Annotated in this window: 22 protein-coding genes and 1 pseudogene; 11 read left to right on the top strand and 12 right to left on the bottom strand. The window is 69.7% G+C overall.

Annotated features, from left to right (window positions below):
• Positions 1–46: 46 nt before the first annotated feature.
• Positions 47–5,044 (bottom strand): DUF6531 domain-containing protein, encoded by a 4,998-nt coding sequence (locus tag ACIBK8_RS28370; RefSeq protein ID WP_399044709.1) that lies wholly within the window; start codon positions 5,042–5,044, stop codon positions 47–49.
• Positions 5,045–5,570: 526 nt separating this feature from the next.
• Here ACIBK8_RS28370 and ACIBK8_RS28365 point away from each other — a divergent pair.
• Positions 5,571–5,846 (top strand): transposase family protein, encoded by a 276-nt coding sequence (locus ACIBK8_RS28365; protein ID WP_399044708.1) that lies wholly within the window; start codon positions 5,571–5,573, stop codon positions 5,844–5,846.
• Between the two features lie 353 nt (positions 5,847–6,199).
• Here the strand turns inward: ACIBK8_RS28365 and ACIBK8_RS28360 are convergent, their stop codons facing one another.
• From ACIBK8_RS28360 to ACIBK8_RS28350, 3 genes and pseudogenes are all read right to left on the bottom strand, one after another.
• Positions 6,200–6,493 (bottom strand): hypothetical protein, encoded by a 294-nt coding sequence (locus ACIBK8_RS28360; RefSeq protein WP_399044707.1) that lies wholly within the window; start codon positions 6,491–6,493, stop codon positions 6,200–6,202.
• Positions 6,490–7,315 (bottom strand): annotated as a pseudogene (locus tag ACIBK8_RS28355) (IS5 family transposase). Before ACIBK8_RS28355 ends, ACIBK8_RS28360 begins: the two are co-directional and overlap by 4 nt.
• Positions 7,316–7,501: 186 nt before the next feature.
• Entirely contained in the window at positions 7,502–8,131 is a 630-nt protein-coding gene (locus ACIBK8_RS28350; RefSeq protein WP_399044706.1) for a TetR/AcrR family transcriptional regulator, read from the bottom strand.
• A 26-nt stretch (positions 8,132–8,157) separates the two neighbouring features.
• On the opposite strand from ACIBK8_RS28350, the gene ACIBK8_RS28345 reads away from it, so the two are divergent.
• From ACIBK8_RS28345 to ACIBK8_RS28335, 3 genes are all read left to right on the top strand, one after another.
• A complete protein-coding gene (locus ACIBK8_RS28345; RefSeq protein WP_399044705.1) occupies positions 8,158–8,553 on the top strand; it encodes a nuclear transport factor 2 family protein in 396 nt (131 codons plus the stop codon).
• A 166-nt stretch (positions 8,554–8,719) separates the two neighbouring features.
• Positions 8,720–8,881 carry a hypothetical protein gene (locus ACIBK8_RS28340; RefSeq protein WP_399044703.1) on the top strand — a complete coding sequence of 54 codons (162 nt, stop codon included), beginning with the start codon at positions 8,720–8,722 and terminating at the stop codon, positions 8,879–8,881.
• Between the two features lie 715 nt (positions 8,882–9,596).
• Positions 9,597–11,222 (top strand): class I adenylate-forming enzyme family protein, encoded by a 1,626-nt coding sequence (locus tag ACIBK8_RS28335; RefSeq protein ID WP_399044701.1) that lies wholly within the window; start codon positions 9,597–9,599, stop codon positions 11,220–11,222.
• Between the two features lie 186 nt (positions 11,223–11,408).
• Here the strand turns inward: ACIBK8_RS28335 and ACIBK8_RS28330 are convergent, their stop codons facing one another.
• From ACIBK8_RS28330 to ACIBK8_RS28320, 3 genes are all read right to left on the bottom strand, one after another.
• Positions 11,409–12,686, bottom strand: coding sequence for an LPXTG cell wall anchor domain-containing protein (locus ACIBK8_RS28330; RefSeq protein ID WP_399044700.1), 1,278 nt, complete (start codon positions 12,684–12,686; stop codon positions 11,409–11,411).
• A 665-nt stretch (positions 12,687–13,351) separates the two neighbouring features.
• Positions 13,352–14,092 (bottom strand): GNAT family N-acetyltransferase, encoded by a 741-nt coding sequence (locus ACIBK8_RS28325; RefSeq protein WP_399044698.1) that lies wholly within the window; start codon positions 14,090–14,092, stop codon positions 13,352–13,354.
• A gap of 247 nt (positions 14,093–14,339) precedes the next feature.
• Positions 14,340–14,915, bottom strand: coding sequence for a universal stress protein (locus ACIBK8_RS28320; RefSeq protein ID WP_399044696.1), 576 nt, complete (start codon positions 14,913–14,915; stop codon positions 14,340–14,342).
• 136 nt (positions 14,916–15,051) lie between these two features.
• Between ACIBK8_RS28320 and ACIBK8_RS28315 the strand changes: the two genes are divergently transcribed.
• The 4 genes from ACIBK8_RS28315 to ACIBK8_RS28300 all read left to right on the top strand — a co-directional run bounded on the left by ACIBK8_RS28315 (position 15,052) and on the right by ACIBK8_RS28300 (position 19,616).
• The gene (locus ACIBK8_RS28315) at positions 15,052–16,548 is read left to right on the top strand and encodes a PLP-dependent aminotransferase family protein (RefSeq protein WP_399044695.1); all 1,497 of its coding nucleotides are present in this window, start codon (positions 15,052–15,054) and stop codon (positions 16,546–16,548) included.
• 70 nt (positions 16,549–16,618) lie between these two features.
• Entirely contained in the window at positions 16,619–17,419 is an 801-nt protein-coding gene (locus tag ACIBK8_RS28310; RefSeq protein WP_399044694.1) for an isocitrate lyase/phosphoenolpyruvate mutase family protein, read from the top strand.
• Between the two features lie 88 nt (positions 17,420–17,507).
• Entirely contained in the window at positions 17,508–17,696 is a 189-nt protein-coding gene (locus ACIBK8_RS28305) for a hypothetical protein (RefSeq protein WP_399044692.1), read from the top strand.
• Positions 17,697–17,762: 66 nt separating this feature from the next.
• Positions 17,763–19,616 carry an FAD-dependent oxidoreductase gene (locus ACIBK8_RS28300; RefSeq protein ID WP_399044691.1) on the top strand — a complete coding sequence of 618 codons (1,854 nt, stop codon included), beginning with the start codon at positions 17,763–17,765 and terminating at the stop codon, positions 19,614–19,616.
• A 212-nt stretch (positions 19,617–19,828) separates the two neighbouring features.
• Here ACIBK8_RS28300 and ACIBK8_RS28295 read toward each other — a convergent pair whose 3' ends face one another.
• Positions 19,829–20,290, bottom strand: a complete 462-nt coding sequence (locus ACIBK8_RS28295) for a Rid family hydrolase (protein ID WP_399044689.1) — start codon at positions 20,288–20,290, stop codon at positions 19,829–19,831.
• A gap of 37 nt (positions 20,291–20,327) precedes the next feature.
• Complete coding sequence (locus ACIBK8_RS28290; protein ID WP_399044688.1) at positions 20,328–21,023, bottom strand: HD domain-containing protein; 696 nt, start codon at positions 21,021–21,023, stop codon at positions 20,328–20,330.
• A gap of 72 nt (positions 21,024–21,095) precedes the next feature.
• Between ACIBK8_RS28290 and ACIBK8_RS28285 the strand changes: the two genes are divergently transcribed.
• A complete protein-coding gene (locus ACIBK8_RS28285) occupies positions 21,096–22,028 on the top strand; it encodes a GlxA family transcriptional regulator (RefSeq protein ID WP_399044686.1) in 933 nt (310 codons plus the stop codon).
• A 421-nt stretch (positions 22,029–22,449) separates the two neighbouring features.
• Positions 22,450–23,196 (top strand): phosphotransferase family protein, encoded by a 747-nt coding sequence (locus ACIBK8_RS28280; protein ID WP_399044685.1) that lies wholly within the window; start codon positions 22,450–22,452, stop codon positions 23,194–23,196.
• A gap of 193 nt (positions 23,197–23,389) precedes the next feature.
• Here the strand turns inward: ACIBK8_RS28280 and ACIBK8_RS28275 are convergent, their stop codons facing one another.
• The 3 genes from ACIBK8_RS28275 to ACIBK8_RS28265 all read right to left on the bottom strand — a co-directional run bounded on the left by ACIBK8_RS28275 (position 23,390) and on the right by ACIBK8_RS28265 (position 25,521).
• The gene (locus ACIBK8_RS28275; RefSeq protein ID WP_399044684.1) at positions 23,390–24,118 is read right to left on the bottom strand and encodes an SDR family oxidoreductase; all 729 of its coding nucleotides are present in this window, start codon (positions 24,116–24,118) and stop codon (positions 23,390–23,392) included.
• 94 nt (positions 24,119–24,212) lie between these two features.
• Entirely contained in the window at positions 24,213–24,617 is a 405-nt protein-coding gene (locus ACIBK8_RS28270; RefSeq protein ID WP_399044682.1) for a hypothetical protein, read from the bottom strand.
• Between the two features lie 4 nt (positions 24,618–24,621).
• Positions 24,622–25,521 carry an aminoglycoside phosphotransferase family protein gene (locus ACIBK8_RS28265; protein ID WP_399044681.1) on the bottom strand — a complete coding sequence of 300 codons (900 nt, stop codon included), beginning with the start codon at positions 25,519–25,521 and terminating at the stop codon, positions 24,622–24,624.
• Positions 25,522–25,684: 163 nt separating this feature from the next.
• On the opposite strand from ACIBK8_RS28265, the gene ACIBK8_RS28260 reads away from it, so the two are divergent.
• The gene (locus ACIBK8_RS28260) at positions 25,685–26,422 is read left to right on the top strand and encodes a dienelactone hydrolase family protein (RefSeq protein WP_399044821.1); all 738 of its coding nucleotides are present in this window, start codon (positions 25,685–25,687) and stop codon (positions 26,420–26,422) included.
• Positions 26,423–26,663 lie beyond the last annotated feature (241 nt).

Genomic DNA, 26,663 nt, shown 5'->3' with positions numbered 1-26,663 from the left:
GGCTAACGCCGGACGGCGGTCAGCATTCTGGACAGTCGTCCGGACGTCACCCGGAGGCGTTGGCGGTGCCCGCCAGCCCCAGGACGGCCACGATGCCCGCAACGAGGGCCGCGGCTGCGCCGACGAGGACCTCCGCCGGGAGCAGGACGACCGCGAGCGTGACGAGGGCGGCTGCGCCCAGCACTGCGAGAGTGCCCTCGAGGATGCCTTTCCAGGGCACGTCCCACTCCCATGGCGGCTCCCAGCCCCGCGGATCCCACCAGGGCCGGGGCTTCTCCTGCGGCTGCCTCTCCGGCTGCGGTACCGGCACGGGGTGCGGTGTCGGATCCCTGGGTTTGCCCTTGTCCTGATACACGATCAGGCCGTCCTGATTCCCGTTGGGGGAAAAGACCACGTTGTTCGATCCGGGCACGGGGTACACCCCGGTCATGGCCTGGCCGGGCCCCGCCTTCCAGCCGGATTCGCCCTGCGCCGTCTTCCACTGCTCGAATCGTTTGCTGTAGTGGAGCACTTGGGCTTTGGCCGTGGGCGCCTGCCCCACCGCCTTGACGTCCCAGATCTTCGCGGTCTTGGTGCTCGTGTTCTCGTGCAGAATGTCGATCTCGCCGGCGTTCTTGCTGGGGTTGGGGTTGGCCGGGTACCGATCCGCCGCTCGCTTGTAGCTGCCGCCGGGGAGGTAGACCGTCTCGCGGATGGTGCCGCCTGCCACCTGGGTGCGCAACGCCGCGGCGGCAACGTGCTGGGCCTTGTCGTGGGGTTCACGCCAGTTGATGCCGGGGCCGGCCGCGAGCTGGTTGACGAATCCGTAGACCTGCCGACGCGAGCTCTGCCGCCGTTGGGCGACCGCGCTCTCCGCCGCCGTGCCGCCGGACTGCGTCGCCCAGGCACTCATCTGGAGTGCCGCCCCGGGGCTGGAGAGCAGCCCGCGCGGGTCGGTGCGGTTCAGCGGGTCGTTGCGGGTGTAGACGTACGGGTTCTCCGCACCTCCCGGGCCGGCCTTCTCGCTGGTGACCGGGTCGCGGGAGGTGTAGCGGCCGAGGCCGGTGTAGTACAGCCGGGCCCGGAGGTTGAGGGTGCCGCCGAGGGCCTGCTCGCCGCGGTAGCCGAAGCGCGGGAGCTTCGGCGCGGGCAGCCGGGAGCGCCCGCAGTCGCAGTGGTCCTGGTGATCGCAACGGTCGTGGTCGCGATGGTCGTGATGGTGGGTGTCACCCTGTCCGTGACCGTGGTCGCCGTGCTGCCAATGCGACCGGCCGCAGCACCCCGGGTGGCCATGACCGTCCCCACCGGGCTCCCCGAAGAGCCCGTAGCTCTCGGCCTGCGCCCAGGCGCGCGTGCGGGGCGTACGGATCGTCGAGCCGTGGATGTCCCGGTGGAAGTTCTCGCTGCCGCCCCGCCAGGTGGCGAACGTGCGGCCGTATCCGTAGCTGAAGTCCGCGTTGAACGGGCTCGGGTGCCCGCGTTCGGTGTCGGCCAGCTCCGGGTCGGCGCGCTGGCTGAGGATCTGCGGTATCCGCTCCGGGCTCCACCAGTAGCGCACCGACGCCGAGCGCACCTCGTCGCGTCGCCGGTCGGTGTGGGTGAGCACCAGTCGGGTGAGCAGCCCGTCGCCGTTGTAGGTGGCCGCGGTCTCCTCCTGCGGAGCCCCGTCGTCGGTGACCGCCTTGACCGGCCGTCCGAAGCCGTCGTACGTGATGCGCTTGCGGCAGTCACCGGTACGGATCTCGGTGAGTCTGCCGGAGGAGTCGTACTCGTAGCGGGTGTGCAGGCCGTGCGAGCTGGATGAGAGCAGTTGGTCCGCGTCGTCGTAGCGGTAGTGCGTCTCGCTGTCGCCGTGGCACATCACCGTGCGGTTGCCGACCGCGTCGTAGGTGAAGTCGAGGGCCCCGCCGGGGTTTTCCGTCCACGGGCCGTGGGTCTCGTTCGGCTGGTGGACGGTGGGCTCCGGGTGGCCGTCACCATGGCCGTGGCGGGGCTGCCAGGGCCACGGGGTCATGTCCCAGCGGCGGGCGGCGGCCAGTTGTCCGAGCCGGTCGTAGCGGAAGGAGCGGAACGTGCTCGTGACCGGGCCGGTGTCGCGTTGGGTGAGGATCCGGCCGTCCGGGTCGCGGGTGAGGTCGGTACGGGTCACCGGCCTGCCGTCCTGGAAGACCTCGTACTGCCGCAGCCGGTCCTGGTCGTAGGCGTACCGGCGCGCCGTCCGCTCCGGGAGCTGCTCGGTGAGCAGCCGACCGTCCGGGTCGAGTGCGTACTGCGCGCTGCCGGCCTTCGAGTCCTTCATGGCGATGAGCCGGCCGTTGGGGTTGTGGCGGTAGTCGACCTGCAGGCCGTCCGGGTAGCCCAGCTGCGACAGGTGACCCGCCTTGCTGTAGCCGGCTTTGATCACGCTGCCGTCGGGCTCGGTGATGCGGGTGAGGTTACCGACCTTGTCGTGGTCGAAGCGGGTGGTGCCGGTGGCATCGGTCATGCTGGTACGGCGTCCGGCCTTGTCGTAGGCGTAGGTCACCTCGGTGCCATCGTCCGCTCGCCAGCGGGTGAGCCGGCCGTCCTTGTCGTAGCTGTAGTACTCGGAGTTGCCGTCCGGGTCAGTGACCTTGCTCAGGTTGCCGGCGCGGTCGTACGCCCGGCGGGTGGTGCGCCCGAGCGGGTCGGTCACGGCGGTGACCCGGCCTGCCTTGTCGTGTTCGTAGCGGGTGACGGCGCCCTTCTCGTCGGTGACCGAGATCAGCCGGCCGGCACGGTCGTAGCCGTACTGGGACTGGTTGCCCTCGCCGTTGATGACGGCCGTCAGCCGACCGGCTTTGTCGTACCGGTAGCGGATGGTGATCCCCGACGGGCTGGTCTCCGCAGTCTTCCGGCCGAGTTTGTCGTACTCGAAGCGGGTCACCCAGCCGCGCGGGTCGGTGCGCGAGATGAGTCGGCCGGAAGCGTCGTACTCGCTGCGTGTGGTCAGTCCCGCCGGGGTGGTGACGGCGAGGGGGCGGCCGTCGGCGTCGTAGGCGGTACGGGTGATGCCGCCCTGGCGGTCCTCGACTTCCACCACCTGGCCGCGGCGGTCCCGCCGGATCTTCGCCGACTCACCGGCGGGGTCGACGAGTTCGTCGAGATAGCCACTCTGCGTCCAGTGCTGCCTGGCCAGCGAGCCGGTCGGGTCGAGGACGCGCACCGGATTGCCGGACGCGTCGTGCTCGACCTTCCACCGGCCGCCCTCGGCGTCGGTGACGCCGGTGGGGCGCCCGGCCCGGTCGTAGCCGTAGCGGGTGGTGCCGCCCTCCGGGGTGGTGACGGACTTGACCCGGCCGGCGGCGTCGTAACCGGTGCGGGTGATGCCGTTCGGGTCCTCCGTCTCCGCGGCGTTGCCGTCCGCGTCGTAGCGGTAGTGGGTATCGATGCCGACCGGGTCGGTGGTGCGGACGACCTGGCCGAGGGTGTCGTGGGCGTATGTGGTGACGCCTCCCTCCGGGTCGGTGGTCTTGACCAGGTTCCCGTCGGCGTCGTACTCGTGCGTGGTGGTGCTGCCCATGACGTCGGTGACGGATGTCTGACGGCCGGCGTCGTCGTAGCCGAATGTCGTCTCCCCGCCGGCCGGATCGGTCTGCCGCAGCAGCCGACCGCCCGGCGACCACTCCTGGCGGCTCTCCTCGCCGAGCGGTCCCGTGTACGAGGTGTTGCGGCCTCCGGCGTCGTAGGTCCAGCGCAGTGGACTTCCGCTGGGCAAGGTCGCCTCGGTGACGTTGCCCGCCCGGTCGTGGCCGTAGCGGGTGACCTTCTCGTCGGGGTGGGTGACGGAGGTGAGCTCGCCGCGCTCGCCGTAGTGGTAGCGGGTGGTGTGCTCGTCCGGGTCGGTCGAGACGGTGACGAGACCGTTCTCGATCGTCCGCTCGGTGACGGCGTCGCCAGGCTCCGTGATACGGGACGGCACGTGGCTGTCACCGGTGTACGCGTAGCGGGTCGTCGTGCCTTCCGCATCCGTCACGCCGGTGAGGCGGTCACGGTTGTCGTAGCTGTACGTCGTGGTCTCGCCGGCGGCGGTGGACCGGGTCAGGTTGCCGCGGTCGTCGAAGCGCTGCGTGACGTCCGTGCCGGCCGGGGAGGTGCCGGCGACGAATCTGCCGTTCTCGTCGTAGCCGAAGGTGGCAGTCTGCTCGAGCGGGTCGGTCAGCTCGACCAGCCGGCCCTGGGCGTCGCTGCGGTGGGTGCTGCGGGCGCCGGAGGGCTCGGTGGTGACCGTGGTGACACCCGCGTCGTAGGCGAACATCGTCTTGCTGCCCGCCGGGTGCTCCTGGCGGATCACCCGGTCCTCGTCGTCGTAGACGTTGGTCACGGCCACGGTGCCGTCGGGGTCCGTCTCCTGGCTCAGCCTGCCGTTCTCGGCGTAGGCGTAACGCGTGGTGGCGCCTGCTGCCGGACCGGTGGCGGCGGTCAGCCTGCCGTCGCCGTCGTGGTCGTACGTCACCGCGCGCCCGTCGTCGGCCTCGGCCCTGGTCATTCGCCCGGCACCGTCGTAGGAGAACGACAGGCTGCGGCCGAGGAAATGCGTGACGCGCTGCAGCCGGCCCTCGCCGCCGTAGGCGAGGGTGACGCGCTGTCCCTCCCGCTCCCGGGCGGTCAGCCGCCCGTCTCCGTCGAAGAGCCAGCGGGCGCCGCTGCTGGCGCGCAGCGTCCAACCGTCCTCGTCGTCCTGGGTGAGGTCCGCCTCCAGGTCCTGCGGGCGCCGGTAGCCGCCATCCGGCCGGCGGGTGAAGAGCAGCACCCGCCCGTCCCCGCTGTGGAGCTCGACGTTCCCGCCCTGCTGCTCCTCCAGGCGGTTGCTGAGCGACGTGGTCCAGCCGCGGCCTAACGGACCGTCGGACGTGCCGAGCGAGTTGTATCTGCGGGACCAGTCCAGCAGCCCGAGCAGCGTGCCCGGGAAGGCCAGGTCCGTCACGTGTTTGGTGTAGTTGCCGGTCGCGGTGCTGACGTTGTCACCGCCGAAGCCGTAGTCGGGCTCCCGGCCCAGCAGCTCACGAACGGGCCTGGCCGACGGCGCTCCCGTCGGTGAAGTCATCGATGCCCCCTCTTCGACCGAGGGACTGCGCTCCGCCGGCAGTGACCCCCGTGGCTGGAGTTGATCCACCGCATGACACCATGGCCGCCGCAGCAGCCACAAGGCTCCTCCGAGCCACGCCAGGGCCCTGCCCGGAGCCCTGCGAACCGGGGGGCCGGAGGCCAGCCGGAACGGGAGTCGGCACGTACGGCCTGCCCGGCACCCAGCATCCGGAATCCCACCGGAGGGAGCACGGCGGCGGGCATCACCGTGGCCGATACATCCCGCCCGCATGGCTCCCCTCGATCAGGCCTCACAGCACCCCTGCCCGTTGCCGCGAGATGCCGATGTCGGCGAGGAGCCGCGCACCGACTGGATTGCAGCCTTAACGAGCTCGTGCATGACTGGCGGTGGCGCGTCGGGATCCTGATCGTTGGTCATGGTCTGTGTGGTGGGGAGTCGAGCGCGTGTAGCGATCACCTGAAGTCAACGGATCACGGGCCTGGCGCCTGATGCGATCGCCGAACTCATCGCCGGAATCGGGCCGTTGTGGCACGGGCAGCACCAGTCCACACGCGCCGCGCGGCCCCGTCGCCGGGCTGTTGGTGCCGGGGCAAAGCACAAACCGGTCTTCGTCGACCGGCTGCTGGCGACCCTCGTTCACCTCCGCCATGGCGTCACTCATGACCTGCTGGCCTGCTGGTTCGGCGTGGATCGCTCCACCATCACGCGCGCAATCGGTGAGGCGCGGCCCCTGCCGGCCCAGCGGGGCTGCACCGCCGCACCCGTTGGACACGGGGTTATGCGGCTTCGGGAAGTGTAGTTGAGGTGTGAAGTGCGCATTCTCGTAGGCGATCGGGGAGCATTGTCCGAGGCGGGAATGCCGACGTCGAGTGTTGTAGCGGCTGGCCCAGCGAGTACTTTCACCGGGCCAACTTCCACGAGATCGTCACCCTCGTGAAGCGGCACGGGATTCCTGGGATGCGGCGACAGTCAGCCCTTGACCAGCAGCAAACCGAACTCAAACTACGCCAGAGCGAGCATTCCTTCGCTTCCCCGCCGGATTCTCGGCCCACACCGTCTCGCTGAAGCCGGTCCGGCCAATCCCACGGCCGGTCAGCCGTTTGAGCTTCAGGCGGACGTTGTTGATGTTGTGGGGCGCGACCGTCAGGCCCATCACCTCGCAGACCTGCCGCGCCCACAGCAGATGGTCGGCCGCGGTGAACACGCCATGACCTGCTGGTAGGCCAGGTGGTCTGGCAGCTTCGGTGCGGGCGGTTGCGGGGCGGGCAGCTCCAGCAGCGTCTTGCGGGTGATCCGAACTTCCTCGGCGGCCCGGCCGAGCTCGTCGAGCCGGGAGGTCAGCTGCGCGATCTGTTCGCACCTCACCTCGGCCTGCGCGACGATCTCTCGTTCCCGCTCCTCCAGCCGCGCCAGCACCGCGCCGAGCGTCAGCTCCCCACCGCTCATGTAGTGCGCCAGACCGACGTGGTCGTCCCGGTCAGCTGCGCAGTATCACCGCGGTCATCGCCCAGTACACCGCGACTCCGAACTACGGGGCCGGTGTTCGTAGTCGCGCACCAGCCTGCGGTGCAGCATCAAGATCCCAAAGGCGCGCTCCACGACCCACCGCCTGGCCTGGGGAACGAAACCGGTCTGCGCGGGGTGACGCTCCACGACTTCCACCGCAATGTCTACCTTCTCCCCGTGCGCGACGACGGCGTTCTTGAAGCCCTGGTCGACCAGAGCCTTCTCCACGGCGTCGGTGTCAGCGGCGACCTTGTCCAGCAGCGCGATACCGACGGCGTTCTCGTGCGCGGACGCCGCCACCACGACCACCGCGATCACCAAACCCAGCACGTCAAAGGCAAGGCCGCGTTTACGGCCGGTGCTTTTTGCCGCATCACGCCCCGTCGACGCGGCGGGTACTCCGGCCGCTGCGTGCACGCTCCGGGTGTCGAGCACCACCAGACTCGGGTCCGCCTCCCGGCGCCCCATCTCCCGCACCGGCCAGCACAGCAGGTCGTGAATGGTCTGGTCGGTGCCGTCGTCGCGTGAGAGGTAGAAGTAGTACTTCACTGCGCCGGGCGGCGGAAATTCGTGCGGCAGCAGGTCCCACTGACGGCCGGTCCGCCCCTGATAGAGCAGCGCGTTGACGATCTCCCGCATCGCGTACCGGCCCCGATGACCACTGACCGAGGGATGCGCACCTTTCCACGCGATGATCACCGGCCCGACAAGCGCCCACTGCTCGTCACTCAGGTCGCTCATGCAGGACTTGCGCTCGCTCACAGGAACCAGCCCAACATGCCCACGACTGCCGACCGGCGGGGATGCCACACCATCACGCGTTCAAGTGGCGACAAACCACCTACACACTCTCATAGCGCCCTCTGAGAAGACCGCCACCGTCTACCTGGCCGGGCTCCACATCGCGGGCATCTTCCTCTGATCCAGCCGGCGTTCAAACGGAACTGCCTAGCTGAGTTCGCTGCTCAAGACGGCGAGTACGTGCGCTCGTTGGATGCGGCGTATCGCGGAGGGTGTCTGTCCGGATGCCAGTAGTTCGTCGACGAGATCGATGTGTACGGCGGCCAGCAAGATGTGCGCCAGGTATGCGGCGTCCTCGGCCGTCAGGGTGGGGACGGCCTCCGTCACGGTCCGCGCCAGCAGGTCCCTCATCCACCGGTATTGCTCGCTTTGCAGCAGTCCTGACGTTGTGGCTTCACGAGCTCTCAGCAGGTTGCCGTTGTCGAGCTTGAATGTGAGCACCGCATCAAGGAAGGCGACGGCCCGGTCCCGCGCGGGCGCTCCGGGGCCAAGCGGCGGGGGGCCGCTGTCCACCTGATCCCGCAGATTCTGGGCTTTGGTGGCCCACAGCGCATCCAGCAGGCCGTCGCGACTGCCGAAGAGCCGGAAGATCGTCCCTTTCCCGACCTGTGCCTCCGCTGCGATGTCATCCATGGAGACGTTGCTGGCGTCAGCTCGCACGAAGAGGTTGTCCGCGGCTGCGAGTACGACCTCAGGCGAGGTCGGAGGGCGACCTCGCCTCGGCTCTTTATTTTCGGACCGTCGGTCCGAAATGGTGTTAGGTTCTTCAGGACACACAGGTCGAACACCTCACTGGAGACGTCATGGCCTCATCGTCCACCCTGCCTCCGTGGTTCTCTCGTGCACTCGGCTCGCTGTGGGCCGGTGACCTCGACGGCTTCACGTCGATCTTCGCTCCGGACGCGCTCTACGAGCTTCCCTTCACCCCCACCGGCCCGGTGCGGCTGACGAGCCGCGAGGAGATCGGCACTTTCCTGCGTGGCCTGCTCGACGGCGGTCAGCTTCGCTACGGCTCTCTTACGGAAGTCCGAGCCTACGAGACCGGCGACGATCTGATCGTCGAGGCGGTCGCCCGCCATCACCGCTCCGCAGACGGATCGCCGATCGACCTGAGTTACGTCTGGTTCGTCACGCGGCGAGACGGCTACGTAACCCGGTTCCGCGACTACATGAACCCACTCGAAATCTCGGCGATTTGAGCGACCCGTAAGGGACTCTCCGAGGGGAAGGCGTGAGATCCAGTGCAGGCGCGCGTACCAGAACCTGCGACGCCTCGAAGATCCAAACGAAAGGCCCTGGTTCAGAAAAGACACCAAGCTCGCGCTCGCTGTCGGAGCGGTCTTGGGGTGGTACGGGTGGGGCATCTTGATCGTCGGCACGTTCCTCGCGTTTCTTCTGGGCGTCCTGTACGGCAGCATGCTCTTGCTGCTTGGCCGTGCGATGAGGACGACCCATCTGCCGTTTGGCCCGGCGATGCTCTTCGGCGTCCTTGGTGGGCTCGCATTCGGAGCAGGCAGCATCCGTTGAAACCGGCTGGTGGACTTCGCTCGCGCCTATCCCACAGGCGAGGGCGTCTTGGAGGCTCGGCAGTTCAGCTCCCGAGTCGGCCCGCTACAGCTGGTGGGAGGGACCGGAGCTGTACGTCGTGGTCGACGACTACGACCTGGTCGGCAACGGCCGCAACTCCCCCGCTCGCCCCGCTCGTCGACTACCTCCCGCAAGCCAGGGAACTGGGCGCCGCCGGCCTCGTCCTGTCAGGCGACCCCAAGGAAGGCGCCCTCATCAGCGGCGAACGAGCCGAACCTCGCCCCAGGCCGCGGCGTCCTCGTCCGCCGCCAATCCCCCCGCACCGTCATCCAAATCGCTCTCACCGAGGACGACTCCGACACTTGACACCGGCTCCGCCCTGCCACACACACGGCCGAGCCCCGCGTCCGCGGAAGTGCGGAGCGCGGGGCCCGGCCGTGTGTGTTGCCGCGGCCGATGCCGGTGACGGCGGCGTACGGGAACAGGGGCCTGCCGGACGGACGGTGAAGTCGGCGCCCGGCACAGGAAGCCGCGTCGGCGGTGGCCCAGTCGGTGACGTAGGTACAGGTGGCGTCGGAGGCGGACGCCACTCCTGTCGGGCTGCCGTGCGCGCCGCGGCCCGACAGCAGGAGGGATGCCTCTTCCTCGGCATGCTCATGGCTGAAGGTGGCTCCTGCGGTGACACGGTGTCTGAGCGGCATGTTTGGATGTCCTGATGATCATTAACGCACAGGAAACATTCAAGCCGCAGACGTACGTGGACCGCATTCTGGAGCACTGGTACCAGGACGAGGACGCCGAGGCGCTCGTCCAGGGAGCGCAGCGGCTGACCAGGGGCGAGGCTCGGCGGCGGCTGTTCAAGTTGGGGCACGCGCTGCGCGAGCAGGGGCTCACGCCCGGCGACGGAGTGGGGCTGTTCCTGGCCAACCGTGTGGACTCCGTCCTGGTGCAGCTCGCCGTCCACCTCATCGGCTGCCGCGTCGTGTTCCTGCCTCCCGAGCCGGGGCCCGGCGAGCTCGCCGCGCTGGTCGAGCAGTCCCGGGCGCGCGCCGTGGTCACCGACCCGCTCTTCGCGCAGCGCGCCGCCGACGCGGCCGGCCGCAGCGTCCACTCCCCCGCACTGCTCAGCCTCGGGCCCTGTGAGCAGCGGTGCACGGACCTGCTGGCCCTGGCGGACGAGTGCCCGGAGGCGCGCCCCGACGGCGTGCCCGCCCCGGGAGTTGACGAGGCCATCACCGTCCTTTACACCGGCGGCACCCTGGGCCGCCCCAAGCTCGCCGCGCACAGCCACCGGCTCTACGACATGCTGCTGGACATGGTGGACGACGGCCCGCAGGACTCCCGCCCCACCTTCTTCCCGACCATGGACCCGGGCACGGACCGTGTGCTCGCCTCCACACTGCTCACCCACGGCAGCGGCCACCTCACCTCGATCCAGGCTCTGTTGACAGGATCCGCCCTCGTCGTGCTGCCCGAGTTCGACGCGGGCGCGGCGCTGACGGTACTGCGCGAGGAGCGGATCACCGCCACCGTGTTCGTACCGCCCATGCTGTACGCGGTTCTCGACCACCCGGAGTGCGAGCCGGGCGCTCTGCCCGCACTGCGGCGGATCGCCGTCGGCGGCGCCGCCACGTCGCCCAGCCGGCTGCAGCAGGCGGTCGAGGTCTTCGGGCCGGTGCTCAGCCAGGTCTACGGGCAGTCGGAAGCGCTCGGTATCACCGCGTTCGGTGCGGAGGACCTCGCCTCGGAGGCCGCCCGGCGGCCCGAGCTCTGGCGCAGCTGCGGTCGCGCCGTCGCCGACACCGAGATCGAGATCCGTGATGAGGACAGCCCGGCGGCGCTGCCCGTCAGGCAGGTCGGCGAGGTGTGTGTCCGCGGCGAGGCGGTGATGCTCGGCTACTACGAGGACCCGGAGCGCACCGCGGCGGCAGTGCACGACGGCTGGCTGCACACCGGGGACATGGGCTATCTCGACGCCGATGGATACCTCTATCTCGTCGACCGGGCCAAGGACATCATCGTCACCGGCAGCACCAGCGACAACGTCTACTCCCGGGTCCTGGAGGATTTCCTGCTCACGCTGCCCGGCGTGCGCAACGCGGCGGCGCTGGGGATGCCCGACGAGGAGTACGGGGAGGCCGTGCAGATCTTCCTGGCCACGGCCGAGGGCGCCGACGTCGACCCGGACGCGGTCGGCGCGGCGGTGACCGCCGAGTTGGGCGAGCTGTACAGGCCCCGGAAGACGGTGCTGCTCGACCAGCTGCCGACGACCAAGGTCGGCAAGGTGGACAAGAAGGCGCTGCGCGCCGCGTGGACGAGCGGGGCCTTGCACACGCCGTAGGCTTCGCTTCTGGGGCTTCGCTTCTGGCCGAGGCCATGCTGCGCAACGCCATGGCGGAGCAACTGCCCGCCGCGTATGGGGACACCTTCTACGCGCGCAGTGATCCGCTTCTACGCGCGCAGTGATCCGCCCACCCTTCGGGGCCCGCATCCAGCACTCGGATGCGGGCCCTGCCCGGTCCGTCGGTCAGTTGGTGCCCCTGGTCCCGCGGTGGCGGCGTACGGCGAAGACCGCCCCGGTGCCGAGCAGCACGGCGGCGCCCCCCGCGAGGGCGAACTGCGGCACGGCGGACGACGAACCGGTCTTGGCGAGGCCACCGGCGGCGGTGGTGGTGGCGGTCGGCACCGGCTTGGCGGAGGTGTCACCCTGCGCCGACGGACTGGGCTTCGGCACAGGACGGTCCTTGCTCTCGACCTTGCCGGGCTTGGCCTCGTCGACCTTGCCCGGCTTGCTGCCGGCCGGCAGCACCTCGAAGTTGTAGCGCTTCATCGGGCCGAGGACGCACGGGTTGTACTGGTCGGATGCATCGCCCGCGAAGAGGGCGAATGACGTGTCGGCCGGCGCCCCCGCTGCGATCGCCATGCGCATCTTCACGTCGGTGCGGGCACCGGGCTTCATGGCCTTGACGGAGGCGATGTGGGAGCTGCCCTCGTGGCTCAGCTCCTGCCAGCCGGAGCCATGGGACCACTGCACCTTCATGAAGTGCTGGTCCTGGTTCGTGGCCACCAGGGGGAAGAAGACCAGCGGGTCCACGTTCAGCGTGCGGTCGGTGGCGTTGGCCACCGTGAACGAGAAGTCGACCGTGTTACCTGCGACAACCTTCGATGGCAGGTTGTTCGCGAGGACGGTCAGGCCCGACACCCTCACACACTCCTTAGCGGTCGCGAGCGCCTTGTCGGCCGCTTCCTTGGCCTTGCGGGCGTCGGCCAGGGCGTGCTGGACCTTGCCCCACTCCCGCGTCGCGGCTACCCGGGCATCGTCCAGCGTGTCCTGGGCCGCCTTGCGCTTGGTGTCCGCATCCGCCTTGGCCTCGGCGGCCTTCTCGGCCTCGGCCTCGGCCGCACCGAGCGCCTTCTGGGCCTTGGCCTTCTCAGCATCGCCCTTGGCCGCGTCCAGCGTGGCCTCGGCGTCCGCGACGGCCTTGTCGGCGGCTGCCTTGGCGGCGCCGGCGGCCTCGGCCACCTTGGACGCGGCGCGAACAGCCGCCTTGAGCGGGTGGGAGTTCTGATCCATGGCGTCCATGGCGGCGTCCACCTTCTTGCGCCCGGCCTCGTGGGCGGCGACCGCGTCCTCATACGCCCGCTTCGCGTCTTCGGCGGCCTCCTGCAACTGCGCGTAGGTCGGCTTCTGCTGCGTCTGCGCCGGGGGCTTGGCGTCGGCGAAGGCGGAGCTCGCGGAGAGCAGGACAACGGGCGCGGTCGCTGTGGCGACGACGACGGACGCGAGGGTGCGGCGAAGGTTCACTGGAGCCTTTTCCTGGTCAGAGAGAAGGAGGTCCGACGCGTGGGCGTGGGTGCTCACACGTGCGGATCGTCCGTGATCGTATGACCGGCACAAGAGCCCAGGACAACGAAGAATTTACTTGCGCGGGTTCTCCCACCACCGACCCAGGCGGGCAAAACGGGGTAATTGATCACAGTTGCTCGCGTTACCGCTGTTTCCCCTGTGATCTAACCAACAGGGTCATTCTCGGCCGTTCTTCACCTCCCGAGACGACGCCGCCGTGACCGTCCTGCACCTGACCGCCCACTGCCATCCGGCGACCGACCAGAAGGGACAGCAGGCCGGACGGGCCATCACCTCCCCGCAGATCACATCCCGCGGGGCACCAGCCGCGCGGAAAGGCCCCCGCCCGCGTCCAGTTGCAGATCATCCACGTCGGGCACGCTACTGGTCGGGCAGCCCCTCTGGCCCCGCTGTTGGACGGGCGGCGTATGGAAGTGGCCGCGCCCGAACCGGCGGCTGAATTGGCCGCGTTGAGGGCATTGCCCACCGAATTCCGAATTCCGCGCCTGGTGGAGCCGACCGTCGGCCTCAACAGGTCGGGTCCACTCCTACAGCGGGCCGGCGGAGAACGTCATCGGACTCGCATGGATGCGCCGAGCGCCTGCGGCATCCGGTGTCGAACCTCAGAGCGTCCGCTCCGCCTCGGGGTTCGCATCGCAGGCGCGTACAGCGGACAGGGACTGCTTCTGCCGGCCGTCCGCGTCGAAGTTGTCCGGAGAAAGCCACTCCCGCAGCGCCTTGCCGACCTCGGGCCACTCGGAGTCGATGACGGAGTACCAGGCGGTGTCCCGGCTGCGGCCCTTGTAGACCACGGCTTGGCGGAAGATCCCCTCGAAGGTGAAACCGAGCCGCTGTGCCGCCCTGCGCGAGGGCTCGTTGAGGCTGTCGCACTTCCACTCGTAGCGCCGGTAGCCAAGCTCGTCGAAGACATAGGACATCAGCAGGAACTGTGCTTCCGTCGAGATCGGGGTCTGCTTGAGCAGGGGCGAGAACGCCACGTTTCCCACCTCGACGACGCCGTTGGACGGGTCTTGGCGCATCAGGGAGAGGGTGCCCACCGCCTTGCCGCTGCGCAGGTCGATGACCGCGTAGTGCAGAGGGTCGTCCGCCTGCGTCACCGTCACCACGTAGCCGCGGTAGTCGTCCCGGCTCCCGAACGGACCGGCCGTCATGTATGTCCAGTCCCTGCCGTCCGCCGCGCGTGCGTAGGCGGAGTACAGGTCGTCGGTGTGCCGGTCCGCGTCCAGCGGTTCCACCCGGCAGAAGCGGCCGTCGAGGGTGCCCCGGGCGGGCGCCGGACGGGCCGTCCAGTCGGGCAGCGGGTGGCCGATGGGCTGGCCGTATTCATTCAGACGTGCGGACATTCTCTTCTCTCGCTTCGTGCCGGTTACTGCCAGGCTAGGCAACTGGTGGACCACCGGTAAGGTCCATAATGGAGTCATTCCATAGGTCCACTCCCGTTCTGTCCGCGAGGGGGCAGGGTGCACGAGCAGTGGGGGCTCCGGACCGCTCGACCACACGATCGTCGAAGTGCCGGACGCACTGGCCCGGTTCAGGCGCGCCCGAACCGGACGGAAGCCGGCGCGGCGCACCGGATGCGCGGCACACCTGCTAGCCGGCCAAGCCGTTGGCCGCCCTACGGCGGAAGTCGTCGGCGGTCAGGTCCCGCAGCCGGCGGCGTGTCCCGCGCGGCACGGTCGGCTCCGGGACCAGCAGGACGGGGGCCTGCGCCCGAGCTGTCACCTGGCGGCGTGTTCCGCCCCGCAGCAGCCTGACCAGCGGATGGTGCGGGCCGCCGCCGATGACGAGCAGGTCGCCGGGGTGGGCGGCGAGGGAGACGAGAGCGTCGGCGACCGAGCCGCGTGCCACGGTCGGCGCGACCGGTACGTCCTCGGGCATGCCCCCGAGTGCGGAGGCAATGGCGCGCTTCAGACGCTCCTCGGCGGCACGCTCCGTCTGCGCGTCGAGCCCCGGCGAGGGTGCGCACCGTGCTGCCGCCTCACCGCCCCTCGGGGTCCAGGCGCTCACCGGCACGAGCAGGTGTCCGCGGTGCCGGGCCTCCTGAACGGCTCGGGTCAGCGCGGCCAGACTGCCGGGCGAACCGGAAACACCGACCACCACCCGGCTGGTGCGGCGAAGGGTTGAGGACTGACCACCGTTCACGGAGCCGTTCAGACGTGCGGACATTCTCTTCTCCCTGTGCGTGTCACCCCTGCCAGGTTAGGTTTGGCGTGGACCCCCAATAAGGTCCACCATGGGGACATTCCATGGATCCACGAGTCGCCCTGGGGGGGGCGGGCTTCGTACGAGGGGAGACGGAGCAGTGGCGACCTCCAGCAGCGAGGCCCTGGGGCCGCAACTCGACTTCCTCCAGCAGGAACCGCTGTCCCGAGCCCGCCACGGGGAGTCCCTGCAAAAGCAGCTCCTGCACCGCATCCGCACCGCCGTCCTCGACGGCCGGCTGCCCGCCGGCAGCCGCCTGCCGGGCTCGCGCACCCTCGCCAGAGAGCTCGGGATCTCCCGCAACACCGTGACGCTCGTCTACGACGTGCTGGGCACCGAGGGCTACATCGAGCTCAGCAGACAAGGAACGCGGGTCGCCGCGCTGGCCCGACCGGAGCCCGACCGCCACGCCCACCACGCGCCCGCCCCACCCACGGTGTCGCAGCGCAGCGCCCGGATCCACAAGCCCCTCCTGGAAGGCGTCGACTCCCTCGCCTTCACGCCGGGGGTGCCCGCCCTGGCCCAGTTCCCGCTGGCGGCCTGGCGACGCTCCCTCGACCGGACGCTCCAGCAGGGCGGAACGGGTCTGCTGGGCTACGGCCCGCCCCAGGGGGAGCCGGCGCTGAGAACCGCCGTGCTGCGCCACCTCGCGCTGGCCCGCGGCGTGCGCTGCGCCCCGGAGCAGGTCGTCATCACGGAGGGAGCGCAGGAGGCGCTGTCGCTGTGCGTCCGGCTGGTCACCGACCCGGGAGACACCGCCTGGATCGAGGACCCCGGCTACCGCGGCGCACAGACCGCACTGGCCTCCGGCGACCTGGACGTCCTCCCCCTGCCGGTCGACGCGGAGGGCCTGCGCATCTCCGCGGCCGACTGGAGGGACCGCCCACCGCGCCTCGTCTACACCACCCCCGCGCACCAGTACCCGACGGGTTCGGTCCTCACGGCCTCCCGACGCCTCGACCTGATCGAGAAGTGCCGCGACCACGGTGCCTGGATCATGGAGGACGACTACGACAGCGAATTCCGCCACAGCGGAGAACTCCTGGCCTGCATGCAGGGCATGACGCCGAACGCACCCGTGTTCTACGTGGGCACCTTCAGCAAGACGCTGTTCCCCTCGCTGCGCCTGGGATTCCTCGTGCTGCCCGAGGCACTGGTCGACCAGGCGGCACCGGTCGTGGACGAGATGCTGCGCGGCGGGCACCGCTGCGAGCAACTGGCCCTGGCGCACTTCATGGAGAGCGGCCAGTACAGCAGGCACCTCGCACGCATGCGCCGCCTGTACCGCAGCCGCCGGGACGCGCTCAGGGCGGCGCTGGCCGAACACCTCGACGTGCCGCACACCATAACCGGCGGCGACAGCGGCATGCACCTGACGGTCCGGCTGCCGGCGGACTTCCCGGATCAGCGCGTGGCGCGGGCCGCCCGGCGGCACCGGATGGCTCCCTGGCCCCTGTCCCGATCCGCGCTGCTCGCGGACTCCGCCCACAACGGGCTCGTCCTGGGATACGGCAACACCCCCGAGTCATCGTTCGTACCCGGCGTGCAACAACTCGCGCGCCTGATCAGGAAGTCCGGCATCGAGGGACGTGACTGAAACTTGGCGCCCAGCAGCTCCCAGAAGGCTTCGGAGGATGCCGAACCGTTCCGGCCCTAGCCTCGGCACCATGACGCACAGCATGCCGCCGACCGCCTTCGCCCGCCTGCACCACCAGGCCACGCCACTGCTGCTGCCCAACGCCTGGGACTTCGCCTCAGCGGCCCTTCTGGCGGCACAGGGCTTCCAGGCGATCGGCACCACAAGCCTCGGCGTGGCGGCGACCGCCGGCCTGCCGGACGGGGCGGCGGCGACCGTCGAGGAGACCTTGGCTCTGGCCCGCCGACTCGGACAGGGCTCCTTCCTGTTCACCGTCGACACCGAAGGGGGCTTCAGCGATGACCCCGAGGAAGTGGCCGAGCTGGCCGGAAGGCTCTACGACGCAGGCGCCGCGGGAATCAACATCGAAGACGGCCGCCCGGACAGCACCCTCGCCCCCGTGGAACTGCACGCCGCGAAGATCGCCGCCGTCAAGGCCGCCGTGCCCGCCCTGTTCGTGAACGCTCGCACCGACACCTACTGGCTCGGACACCAGGAGGAAGAGACCGCAAGGCGCCTCACGGTGTACGAACAGGCCGGCGCGTTCGTGCCAGGGCTGTCAGATCCGGACAGGATCGCCGCCCTGACGGCAACCCTCACCGTGCCACTGAACATCCTGTACACGCCGACCGGACCCACCCTCGCCGACCTGGCCACACTCGGCGTGCGCAGGATCAGTCTCGGCTCTTTGCTCTACCGCAACGCCCTGGCGGCGGCCGTGACCACCGCGACCGCCATCCGCGACGGCCTGCCCGTGGAACGCGCACCCCTCTCCTACGCGGAGGTGCAGGCGCTGGCGGCCCTTTGCGGGACGCCGCGGAGATCCGCGTGAGGCCCCCGGCCACCTGGAACCTGAGTGCTGAGAGCGGCCGTTTGCAGCTGGTTGCCAAGGCGGGGCCTGAAGTGGACAGTGGTCGGCCTTGGACCTGTTCGTCTTCGCGGTGACGCGGATCCCGCGCAGGAACCGGCCGGTGAAGCGGGAGACCGTGAGGCGACGGAAGGCGCTGATCTCGCCGGTGGGCTCCAGGTGGGCGATGTACTGGATGAACGCTTCGATGTGCCGTCCCTGCGCGAACACGCTCGGCATCGCTTTCGCTTTGCGTTTGTGAGGATACCGTGAGTGACAGCAGAGGGGACTTCCAGCTTCCGGGCTCCCTCTCTACGCTCCGGTGCTCATGACGACGGAACACGCGCAGACGACAGAACACGCGCAGCAGTCGGAGGGGCGCAACGGACACAGCCGCAGACGCTTCCTGGCGGCGACCGGGGCAGCGGTCGCAGGAGTCGCCGGCGAGGTAGCGGTCGGCGCCTTGGGGACTGCCGGCAGCGCAGCCGCGGCCTCCGCCGGCAAGCACGTCGCCGTCCTCGGGGGCGGAGTCTCCGGCCTCAGCGCCGCCCACGAACTCGCCGAACGCGGCTACGCGGTCACGGTCTACGAGTACTACGACACCCTCGGCGGCAAGGCTCGCTCGATGGACGTCCCCGGGACCGCGACGGGCAACCGCAAGCCGCTCCCCGGCGAGCACGGCTTCCGCTTCTTCCCCGGCTTCTACCGGAATCTGCCGGACACCATGCGCCGTATCCCCTTCCCCGGCAATGCGAACGGCGTCCACGGCAACCTCCGCAGCGGTACGGAGGCGCTGTTCGCGCGCGGCTCGGGCCGCCCGGACCTGCACTTCCCGCTCCGCCGGATCACCACCGCGCCCGCCCTCGACGACCTCACCCCGTCCTGGATCCGCGACCAGATCCTTTCGGTGCTGGACCTCGCCACTCACCTGCCCGCCCATGAGGCCGCCTACTTCGCCAACCGCCTCCTGGTCCACCTCACCAGCTGCGACGCCCGCCGCGAGGGCCAGTGGGAGAAGGTCACCTGGTGGGACTTCATCCGGGCCGGCGAGATGAGCCGCGAGTACCAGGTACTCCTCGGCATCGGCCAGACCCGCAACCTCGTCGCCACCCGCGCCGAGATCGCCTCCACCCGCACCGTCGGCCGCGTCATCATCGAGGCCCTCCTCCTGTGGGGCCTGCTCGGCCGCGGCATGGACGGCGACGCGGACATCGACCGGGTGCTGAACGCCCCGACCAGTGAGGCGTGGATCGACCCCTGGGAGGCACATCTGCGCTCCCTGGGCGTCGAGTTCGCGCTCGGCACCGAGGTCCGGGAGGTGGTGTACGGCGGCGGCCGGGTGACCGGCGTACGTGTGGCGGCGCGCGACGGCAGCCGGCAACGTACCGTCACCGCCGACCACTACGTCTCGGCTCTCCCCGTCGAGCACGCGCGCGCGACCTGGGGCCCGGCTCTGCGCGCCGCCGACCCGCAGCTCGGACGGTGCGACGCGCTGAAGGCGGACTGGATGACCGGCGTGATGTTCTACCTGCGCACACCCACCCCCGTCGTGCACGGCCACATCAACTGCCTCGACTCGCCATGGGCGGTCACCGCAATCGGCCAGACGCAGTTCTGGGACGTCCGGGACTTTTCCCGCGGCTACGGGGACGGCCAGGCCCACGAATGCCTTTCCACGATCATCTCCGAGTGGGACAAGCCCGGCATCCTGTACGGCAAGACGGCCCGTGAGTGCACCAAGGAGGAGATCGTCGCCGAACTGTGGGCCCAGCTGAAGGACGGGCTGAACGACTCCGGCAAGACGACGCTCAGGGACGAGGACCGGCTCGGCTGGTTCATGGACCCGGCGGTGACGGGTCTCGGCGGCCCCCACCCGCAAAACCGCGAACAGCTCCTCATCCACCCCACCGGAACCCTCTTCCACCGCCCGTCGGCGAGGACAGCGGTGCCGAACTTCTTCCTCGCGGGCGACTACGTCCGTACGGATGTGGACCTGGCGACCATGGAGGGCGCCAACGAGTCCGCGCGACGCGCCGTCAACGCGCTTCTGGACGCAGACAATTCGGGCTCCGAACGGTGTCACATCTGGGAGTTGTACCGACCGCCGGAGATGGAGCCCCTGAAGCGGGTCGACGAGGTGCGCTATCGACTGGGGCTACCCAACACCTTCGACCTCGGGTAGCACCCGGCACCAGGATCCGGCGGAGTGGGTGTAACGAGACGGTGATCGACGCCGGCAGCGCCGGCCCGGTGGGACCGCCTGAACGCCGGGCGGTCAAGGGGACGTCGCCCGGTCGAGTTGAAGTCTTCATGACACACCCCACTGCACCTCACTGCACCCCACTGCACCGCTGCGGGTTCCGGGGCCGAGGACCCCGGAACCCGCGCGACGGTCTACCGGGCCGCGTTGTCGGGGTAAGCGGCGGTCGCCTGTATCTCGACGAGGAGTTCCGGGCTGGCGAGGCCGCTGACGCCGATGATCGACCAGGCAGGGTAGGGCGCCTTGACGAGGCGCTGCTTGGCCTCAAGGAAGCCGGGCATGTTCTGGCGGATGTCGACGTGGTAACTGGTCACGTCCACCAGGGCGTTGAGGTCGAGGTTCTCCAGTCGCAGAATCTCCTCGATGCGCCGGATGGCGATCTCGGTCTGCTCCTCGACGGTCTCCCCGGCGACGCCGTCGGGGCGGCGGCCGATCTGGCCGGAGATGAACAGGTGCCCGTGCGAACGGATCGCGGCGGCGTGGCCGAAGCGTGCGAAGGCGGTGGTGGTCCCTCCAAAGACCGGCGAGTCGTCGGGGACCTCTACGGGGTAGCTGGGCATTGCGGTGGTGTCCTCTTTCTCTGTCGTCTCTGTCATCTCTGTCATCTCTGTCGATCGGGGTGGGGCGGGTCGGTCAATCGCCCCATCGGGAGGAGTTGCAGGCGTGCTCCATCCTGGTCCGGCCGAATGCCTCGCGTTCGCGCAGGAATTCACCGGGTATCGAGTAACGGGGGCCGTTCGCCGGGTTCTTGGCGGCTTGCGCGACGATCGCGTCGGTGAGTGAGCGGATCATCTCCAGCCGTGGATAGGCGGCGTGGACCGCTTCGGCCTGCTCGTCGCTGAGGGCGTCTGCGTGGGTGGTTCCCATCGGGCCGCCGAAGTCGAGCGCGACGCCTTCGCGGACGAGTACGCACAGCGTGCCGCGGCGCTCCGCGATGCCCGTGGAGGTGTGCAGGGCGATGGCCTGCCAGACCTCGTCGGCGTCCGCCGCGGACCGTCCGTGTTCGATGAGGAACGCGGCGGCCCGGTCGGCGCCCTCGACCTCGAACCGCTGGGTGTGCGGGCCGTCCGACGCCACGCCGAGGTCGTGCATCGTGCACGCCGCGAACAGCAGGTCGTCGTCGTAGTCCTGTCCGGCGGCGAGCGCGAGGCGTGCGGCCACGAGCCGGGCGAACAGGTAGGTGCGGATGCTGTGGTTGAACACGGACGGCGTTTCCACCGGCTTGATGAGTTGCACGACAGCGCCGGTGAGCGGTGTGTCGGGCAGCGTGATCAGGTCGGCGGCCTTAGCCGTCTCGTGGGCCACCTGGTTGTGGGTCGTTCCGGTCATGTCCTCCAGGCTGGCATTCACCGGCCTGACCAGGTGAGTGGCAATAATGACCAGGATCCTTAGAATATTGCCATGCTGATGCATCGAGTCGCGGTCCTGGCGTTGGACGGCGTCACTCCGCTCGATCTGGCGATCCCGGCACAGATCTTCAACGCCCGCCCGGAGACCCCCTATGAGGTGACCGTGTGCGGGCTCGACTCCACGGTTGCGACCACCGCGGGCTTCTCTCTGGTCACCGATGGGGGCCTGGACCAGGTACGCGCCGCCGACACCGTGATCGTGCCGGGACACGAACCGCTGACACGGCCGCCGCAGGACGTGCTCGACGTGCTGGCCGAAGCACGCGACCGGGGCCGGCGGGTGGTGTCGATCTGCACGGGCGCCTTCACACTGGCCGCGGCGGGCGTACTGGACGGGCTGCACGCCACGACCCACTGGCAGCACATCGACGCGCTCGAACGGGACTTCCCGGCCGTCAGGGTCGACCGCGACGTGCTCTACGTCGACGAGGGGGACGTGCTCACGTCGGCCGGGGTGTGCTGCGGCATCGACCTGTGCCTGCACCTCGTGCGCCGCGACCTGGGGGCGATCGTGGCCAACCGGATCGCCCGCAGCGTGGTGGCCGCACCGCACCGCGACGGCGGGCAGGCCCAGTACGTACCGGCTCCGGTCACCGTGGCCGGAGAGGCGTCGCTCTCCGAGACCCGGGGATGGGCCCTGCACCACCTCGACGAACCGCTCACGCTCCGCGTGCTCGCCCGGCACGCGGGCGTCTCACCACGCACCTTTATGCGCCGGTTCGCCGCGGAGACGGGCACCACCCCCTTGCAGTGGCTTCTGAGCGCCCGCCTCGGCAAGGCACGTGAACTGCTGGAGACCACGGGCCACTCGGTGGACCAGGTGGCACGGGACTGCGGCCTGGGCACAGCGGACAACCTGCGTCTGCACTTCCGGCGCGCACTCGACACCACTCCCACCGCCTACCGGCGCACCTTCACCCGCTGACACCGTCCGCGCCTTGGACACCACGGTGGGCCGACTCGTGAAGACCGCCGCCGACGACGTGGCCACCGGTTTGACGACCGACCGCGCCCACGACTTGCCGCACCGCCCCGTGAAGAGTGGCCCCGGCACGGGTCGCTCACGACCCGCACCGACGAGCACCGGCGCCACGGCCGACCGCCGATCCGGCCGGCTACCGCCTTCCCAGGCGGCGCGACGCGGAAGAGCGGCCCCGAAATGAGGATCAGCCGGCCGCGGCGGCGCCCTCAGGCGAATCAGAACTCCTAACAAAAGTGGTGGGCTTGACCTGGTCAGAGGTCGGTGTCGTGCACGAAGCCGCCGGGTGGCGGGACGCGGTCAGTCGCGTAATCGCACGCGATAAACCTGGCGACGTCCGCGATCATCCCCGGGATACTGGTCGCCCATGGATGAGGTCAAAGTCGTTGTCGCCCATTCCGAGCGCGCGACTCTGCGCGTCGGTGACGTGTTCTTGAAGGTGGACGCCGATCAGGCGCGCATCGACGTCGAGGTCGAGGCGATGTCCCTCGCGCCGGTCCCGACCCCGGAGGTCCTGTGGCACAAGCCGCCCGTGCTCGCGATCGCCGCACTCCCGGGGACGACGCTCGGGCGCCTCGGCGGGACGTCGACCGGGGCGCCGGGAGCGTGGGCCGCGGCGGGCGCCGCCATCCGGAAGCTGCACGACGCGCCGCTGCCGCCCCTGCCCGGCCGGGCAGGCCGGAGCATCGTCGCGCTGGCGGCGGAACTCGACGACGAGTGCGAGTCTCTCGTGACGAACGGCCTCCTGCCCGCTGACCTGGTCACCCACAACCGCCAGGTCGCCGAGGCCGCGCTCCGGCCGTGGACTCCGGCGTTCACGCACGGCGACCTGCAGATCGCGCACGTCTTCGTCGACGGCGACGAGGTCACGGGCATCATCGACTGGTCCGAGGCCGGCCAGGGCGATGCCCTGTACGACCTCGCCACCTTCACTCTCGGACACGAGGAGCACCTCGACGACGTCCTCGCCGGCTATGGCACCGACATCGACCTCGAAGTGATCCGCGCGTGGTGGTCGTTGCGAAGCCTGCTGGCAGTTCGCTGGCTGACCGAGCACGGCTTCGACCCGTTCGCGCCGGGCTGTGAGGTCGACGTGCTGAGATCCCGGATGTGAGGCTGCGCGGGCCCGACTGCTACGCATGCGTGCTGACGCATCGAACAGGCCATCCCCTGGGGCGCATCGCCTGCCCTTACTCTCGACAAAGTGCGGTGCGCGCAGTCGTCGCCAGCAACTCCTGCCACGACCCAGCGGTACACGCCCAGGCCGGAGCCGTGCCAGGTGCCGCGCCGGGCGAGGTGCGGGGGGATTAGACCTGTTCGAAGTGGAACGCCTTGATGAAGCAGTCGCGCGGTTGGGCGAGGGCGAAGAGCATGCATTCCATGAGCGACTGCGCGGTGAGGGCGTCCTTGGCATCGCGCGGTGTGGTCTCCCATTCCTCGGAGAGCGGGTCAGGGTTGGCGAAGTCGGGCGGATAGAGGGAGATCACCCGGACCCCCTGAGGCCGCAGGCGCTTGGAGAGGATCTCGGTGAAGCCTGCTTGGGCGCTCTTGGCCGCGTAGAAGGCGTCGTGTGCGTCCGAGCGGTGATGGCCGGCCGTTCCGCAGGCGGAGACCATGGTCACCACATCTGGCTTGTCGGAATTGAGCAGGAGAGGGAGGAAGTTCTTCACGGTCAGGACGGTGCCGGTGGCGCCGGATGCGATGGTGTCGACGACGTCGGCGTCGGAGGCGGATGAGAGGTCTGGGCCTTCGAGGTAGCGGGAGCCATTGTTGATCAGCACGTCGACGCGGTCGGTGTGCCGGGCGACGTCGGCAGCGAACTCGCGGATCGAGGCGGGTTCTGTCAGGTCGCAGGCGAAGGCGTGGACCTGTTGGTGTCCTCGGTCGCGGATCTCGTCGCGAACGTGCTCAGCGGCGGCGAGAGTGCGCGCGGAGAGGAAGACTTCGGCGCCGACGTCCGCGAGACGGATGGCCAGGGTGCGGCCGAAATCGCGGCCGGCGGCGGTGATGACCACGCGGTGGTTGTCGAATCTCATGTCGTTGCTCCTGCTTCGGGGACCGGATGGTGCGGTGAAGTGCGGCGGCTGACCTCGGTGGTTGGGGCGGATACCGAGATTGTTGAGCGCTGCGTCAGCTGGGTGGGCTGATCGGTCGTCCGGGCCGGCTGCGAGGAAAGAGCCATGGTGACGGAGCCAGGGCGCCGACAATCGCGCGGCCCTTGCGGTTCACGGCGACCGCTCGGGCCAGATCGGCGACGGGCTCGGGCAAGTGGACGGGCGCATTGCCGAGGTTGAGACGTACTTCGTGAGCGCCGACCTCGACGTCCTCGGTGGTCAACCGGTGGATCGCCGAAGGCTCTTGTGCGTAGAGGACGAGAAGCAGCCCGGCGAGGCGGTCTTCGGCTTTGAGGGTGTCGTCGTAGAGCAGCGGCTGAGTGTGCGGTCCATGGTCTTGTTGCCGGGCGAGACCAACTCGACGACGAGCTGCACCGCGTCGGCGCCGATGCTGACGCCCTGCTGAGAAGGGCTTCTTCACGCGTCTACGGCGATCTGGGATCCTGCTCCAGCACCGCGTTCAAGGTGCGGCGGCCGATCGCGGACATCAGTGGGTTGTCGGCCGAGTGGGTCAGGAAGACCAGGGCCAGGGCCAGCGCCCACCCCCGTGCACGTGTCCATGTGCTGTCGTCGGCGCGACCGTACGCGTACCGGAACTCCTCGCGCTGCGGGGAGGGCAGGATCATCCAGGCCACCGCCAGGTCGGTGGCGGGGTCTCCGGCGGTGATATCGCCGAAGTCGATCACGGCGCTGACCCGGCCGCGGTCGACCAGGATGTTCGCGGGGTGCAGATCGCCGTGCAGCCACACCGGCGGGCCGTCCCACTCAGGCGCGGCAACGGCTCTCTCCCACACCCGCCGCACGGCGGCCCGTTCCACAGGATCGTCCAGGTGCGGCAGTTGGGCCATCACCCTGGCGGCTCGCCCGGCGAGCGGGATTCCCCGCACAGAGTTGACGGGGGCATCGGCCGATGCCGGTAGGTGCAGAGCCGCCAGGAACCCGCCGAGGGCCAACGCGGCTCGTCCTGGATCGGCCGGCGGCGTACGGGCCGCGGTCTCCCCCGGCAGGTACGGCAACACACTCCAGGCCCAGGGGTACCCGCGTCCCGGCTGACCGGTGCGAACCGGCGCCGGAATGGGCAGCGGAAGGTGGCCGACAAGGCCGGGCAGCCAGCGTTGTTCGTTCGCCACGAGTCCGGCGGACGCGGCCCGCCGGGGAAGACGCACCAGGTAGTCGCAGCCAAGTCGGCAGATCGTGTTGTCCCAACCGTTGGCCAGCACCTCGATGCTGAGCCCGGCCAGATCGGGGTGCTGGTCGGCCAGCAACTGGCGCACCAGCTCCGGGGAAACCGACACCTCGGCAGCCGGCATGTTGTTGACGTTCACCTCGCAATGCTAGATCCGCAGGAAGTGGAACCAGGCCGGTCACACCTGGTGCTCGACGCGGGCCCCTCGTCGGGTTGAGAGGGATACCCGCGCTGTTCTGCCAACGGCAGAACACCGGCCGGACCGGGCTCGACGATCACTACAGTCCAGTCTCATGACGACGATTACGACGATTACGACGCGTACGGTCGAGTACCCGGCCGACGGTTTGACGATGATCGGGCACCTCGCGCTCCCGGCCGGTGCCGGCCGCCGGCCCGCGGTGCTGCTCGGGCCAGAGGGCACGGGGCTCAGCGACGTCGAGCGCCGCCGGGCCGATGCCCTCGCTGAACTGGGATATGTAGCACTGGCCTTCGACCTTCACGGCGGGCGCTATTTGGCCGACCCCGAGGAGATGCTGGCCCGCTGCATGCCACTGCTCGCCGACCCCGACCGACTGCGGGGCATCGGCCACGCGGCGCTCGACGTGTTGCGCACCGAACCGCGGACCGACCCCGACCGGATCGCCGCCGTCGGCTACGGCACCGGGGGCGCCATCGCGCTGGAACTCGGGCGCGACGGCGTCAGCCTGCGCGCGATCGGGACAGTCAACGGACTGACCACCGGCCGACCGGACGAGGCAGCGCGCATTCGCTGCCCGGTATGGGCCGGGGTCGGGTCGGAAGACCCGATCATGCCGCCCGCCCAACGGAACGCGTTCACCGCAGAGATGCAGGCCGCGGGCGTCGACTGGCGCCTCGCGGTCTACGGCGGCGCCTTGCACGCCTTCCACCACCCGACGGTCGACCACACCGTGCGTCCCGGCGTCGGCTACCACCCACAGCACGCACAGCGAGCCTGGCGCGACGTCGTCGACCTGCTCACCGAGTGCCTGCCCGTGACGGAGGATCTGGGGGCGTGACCCAGGCAAACACGCTGGCGCCTGGCCTGGTCGGCGTCATGCACTGACAACCCCCTCCCCCTCAAGTCCGCACAGCAGAACCACATTCAGGCGGATGCTCGATGGCGGAGACGTGTTCGCAACTGCCTTAGCAAATACCGGATTTACCGCGGCGGAGTCCCTGCCGTGATCGTCGCGACCCGCGGCGGGGCAATCCGGCCGCCGGGGCGAGGTGTACGCATTTACTGCGGCAGTGTCAGGG

The organism is Streptomyces sp. NPDC050161 (genome assembly GCF_044460025.1).
Taxonomy (GTDB): domain Bacteria; phylum Actinomycetota; class Actinomycetes; order Streptomycetales; family Streptomycetaceae; genus Streptomyces.
Note: the sequence above shows the minus strand (reverse complement) of the source record. Positions and strands in the feature narration are given on the sequence as shown.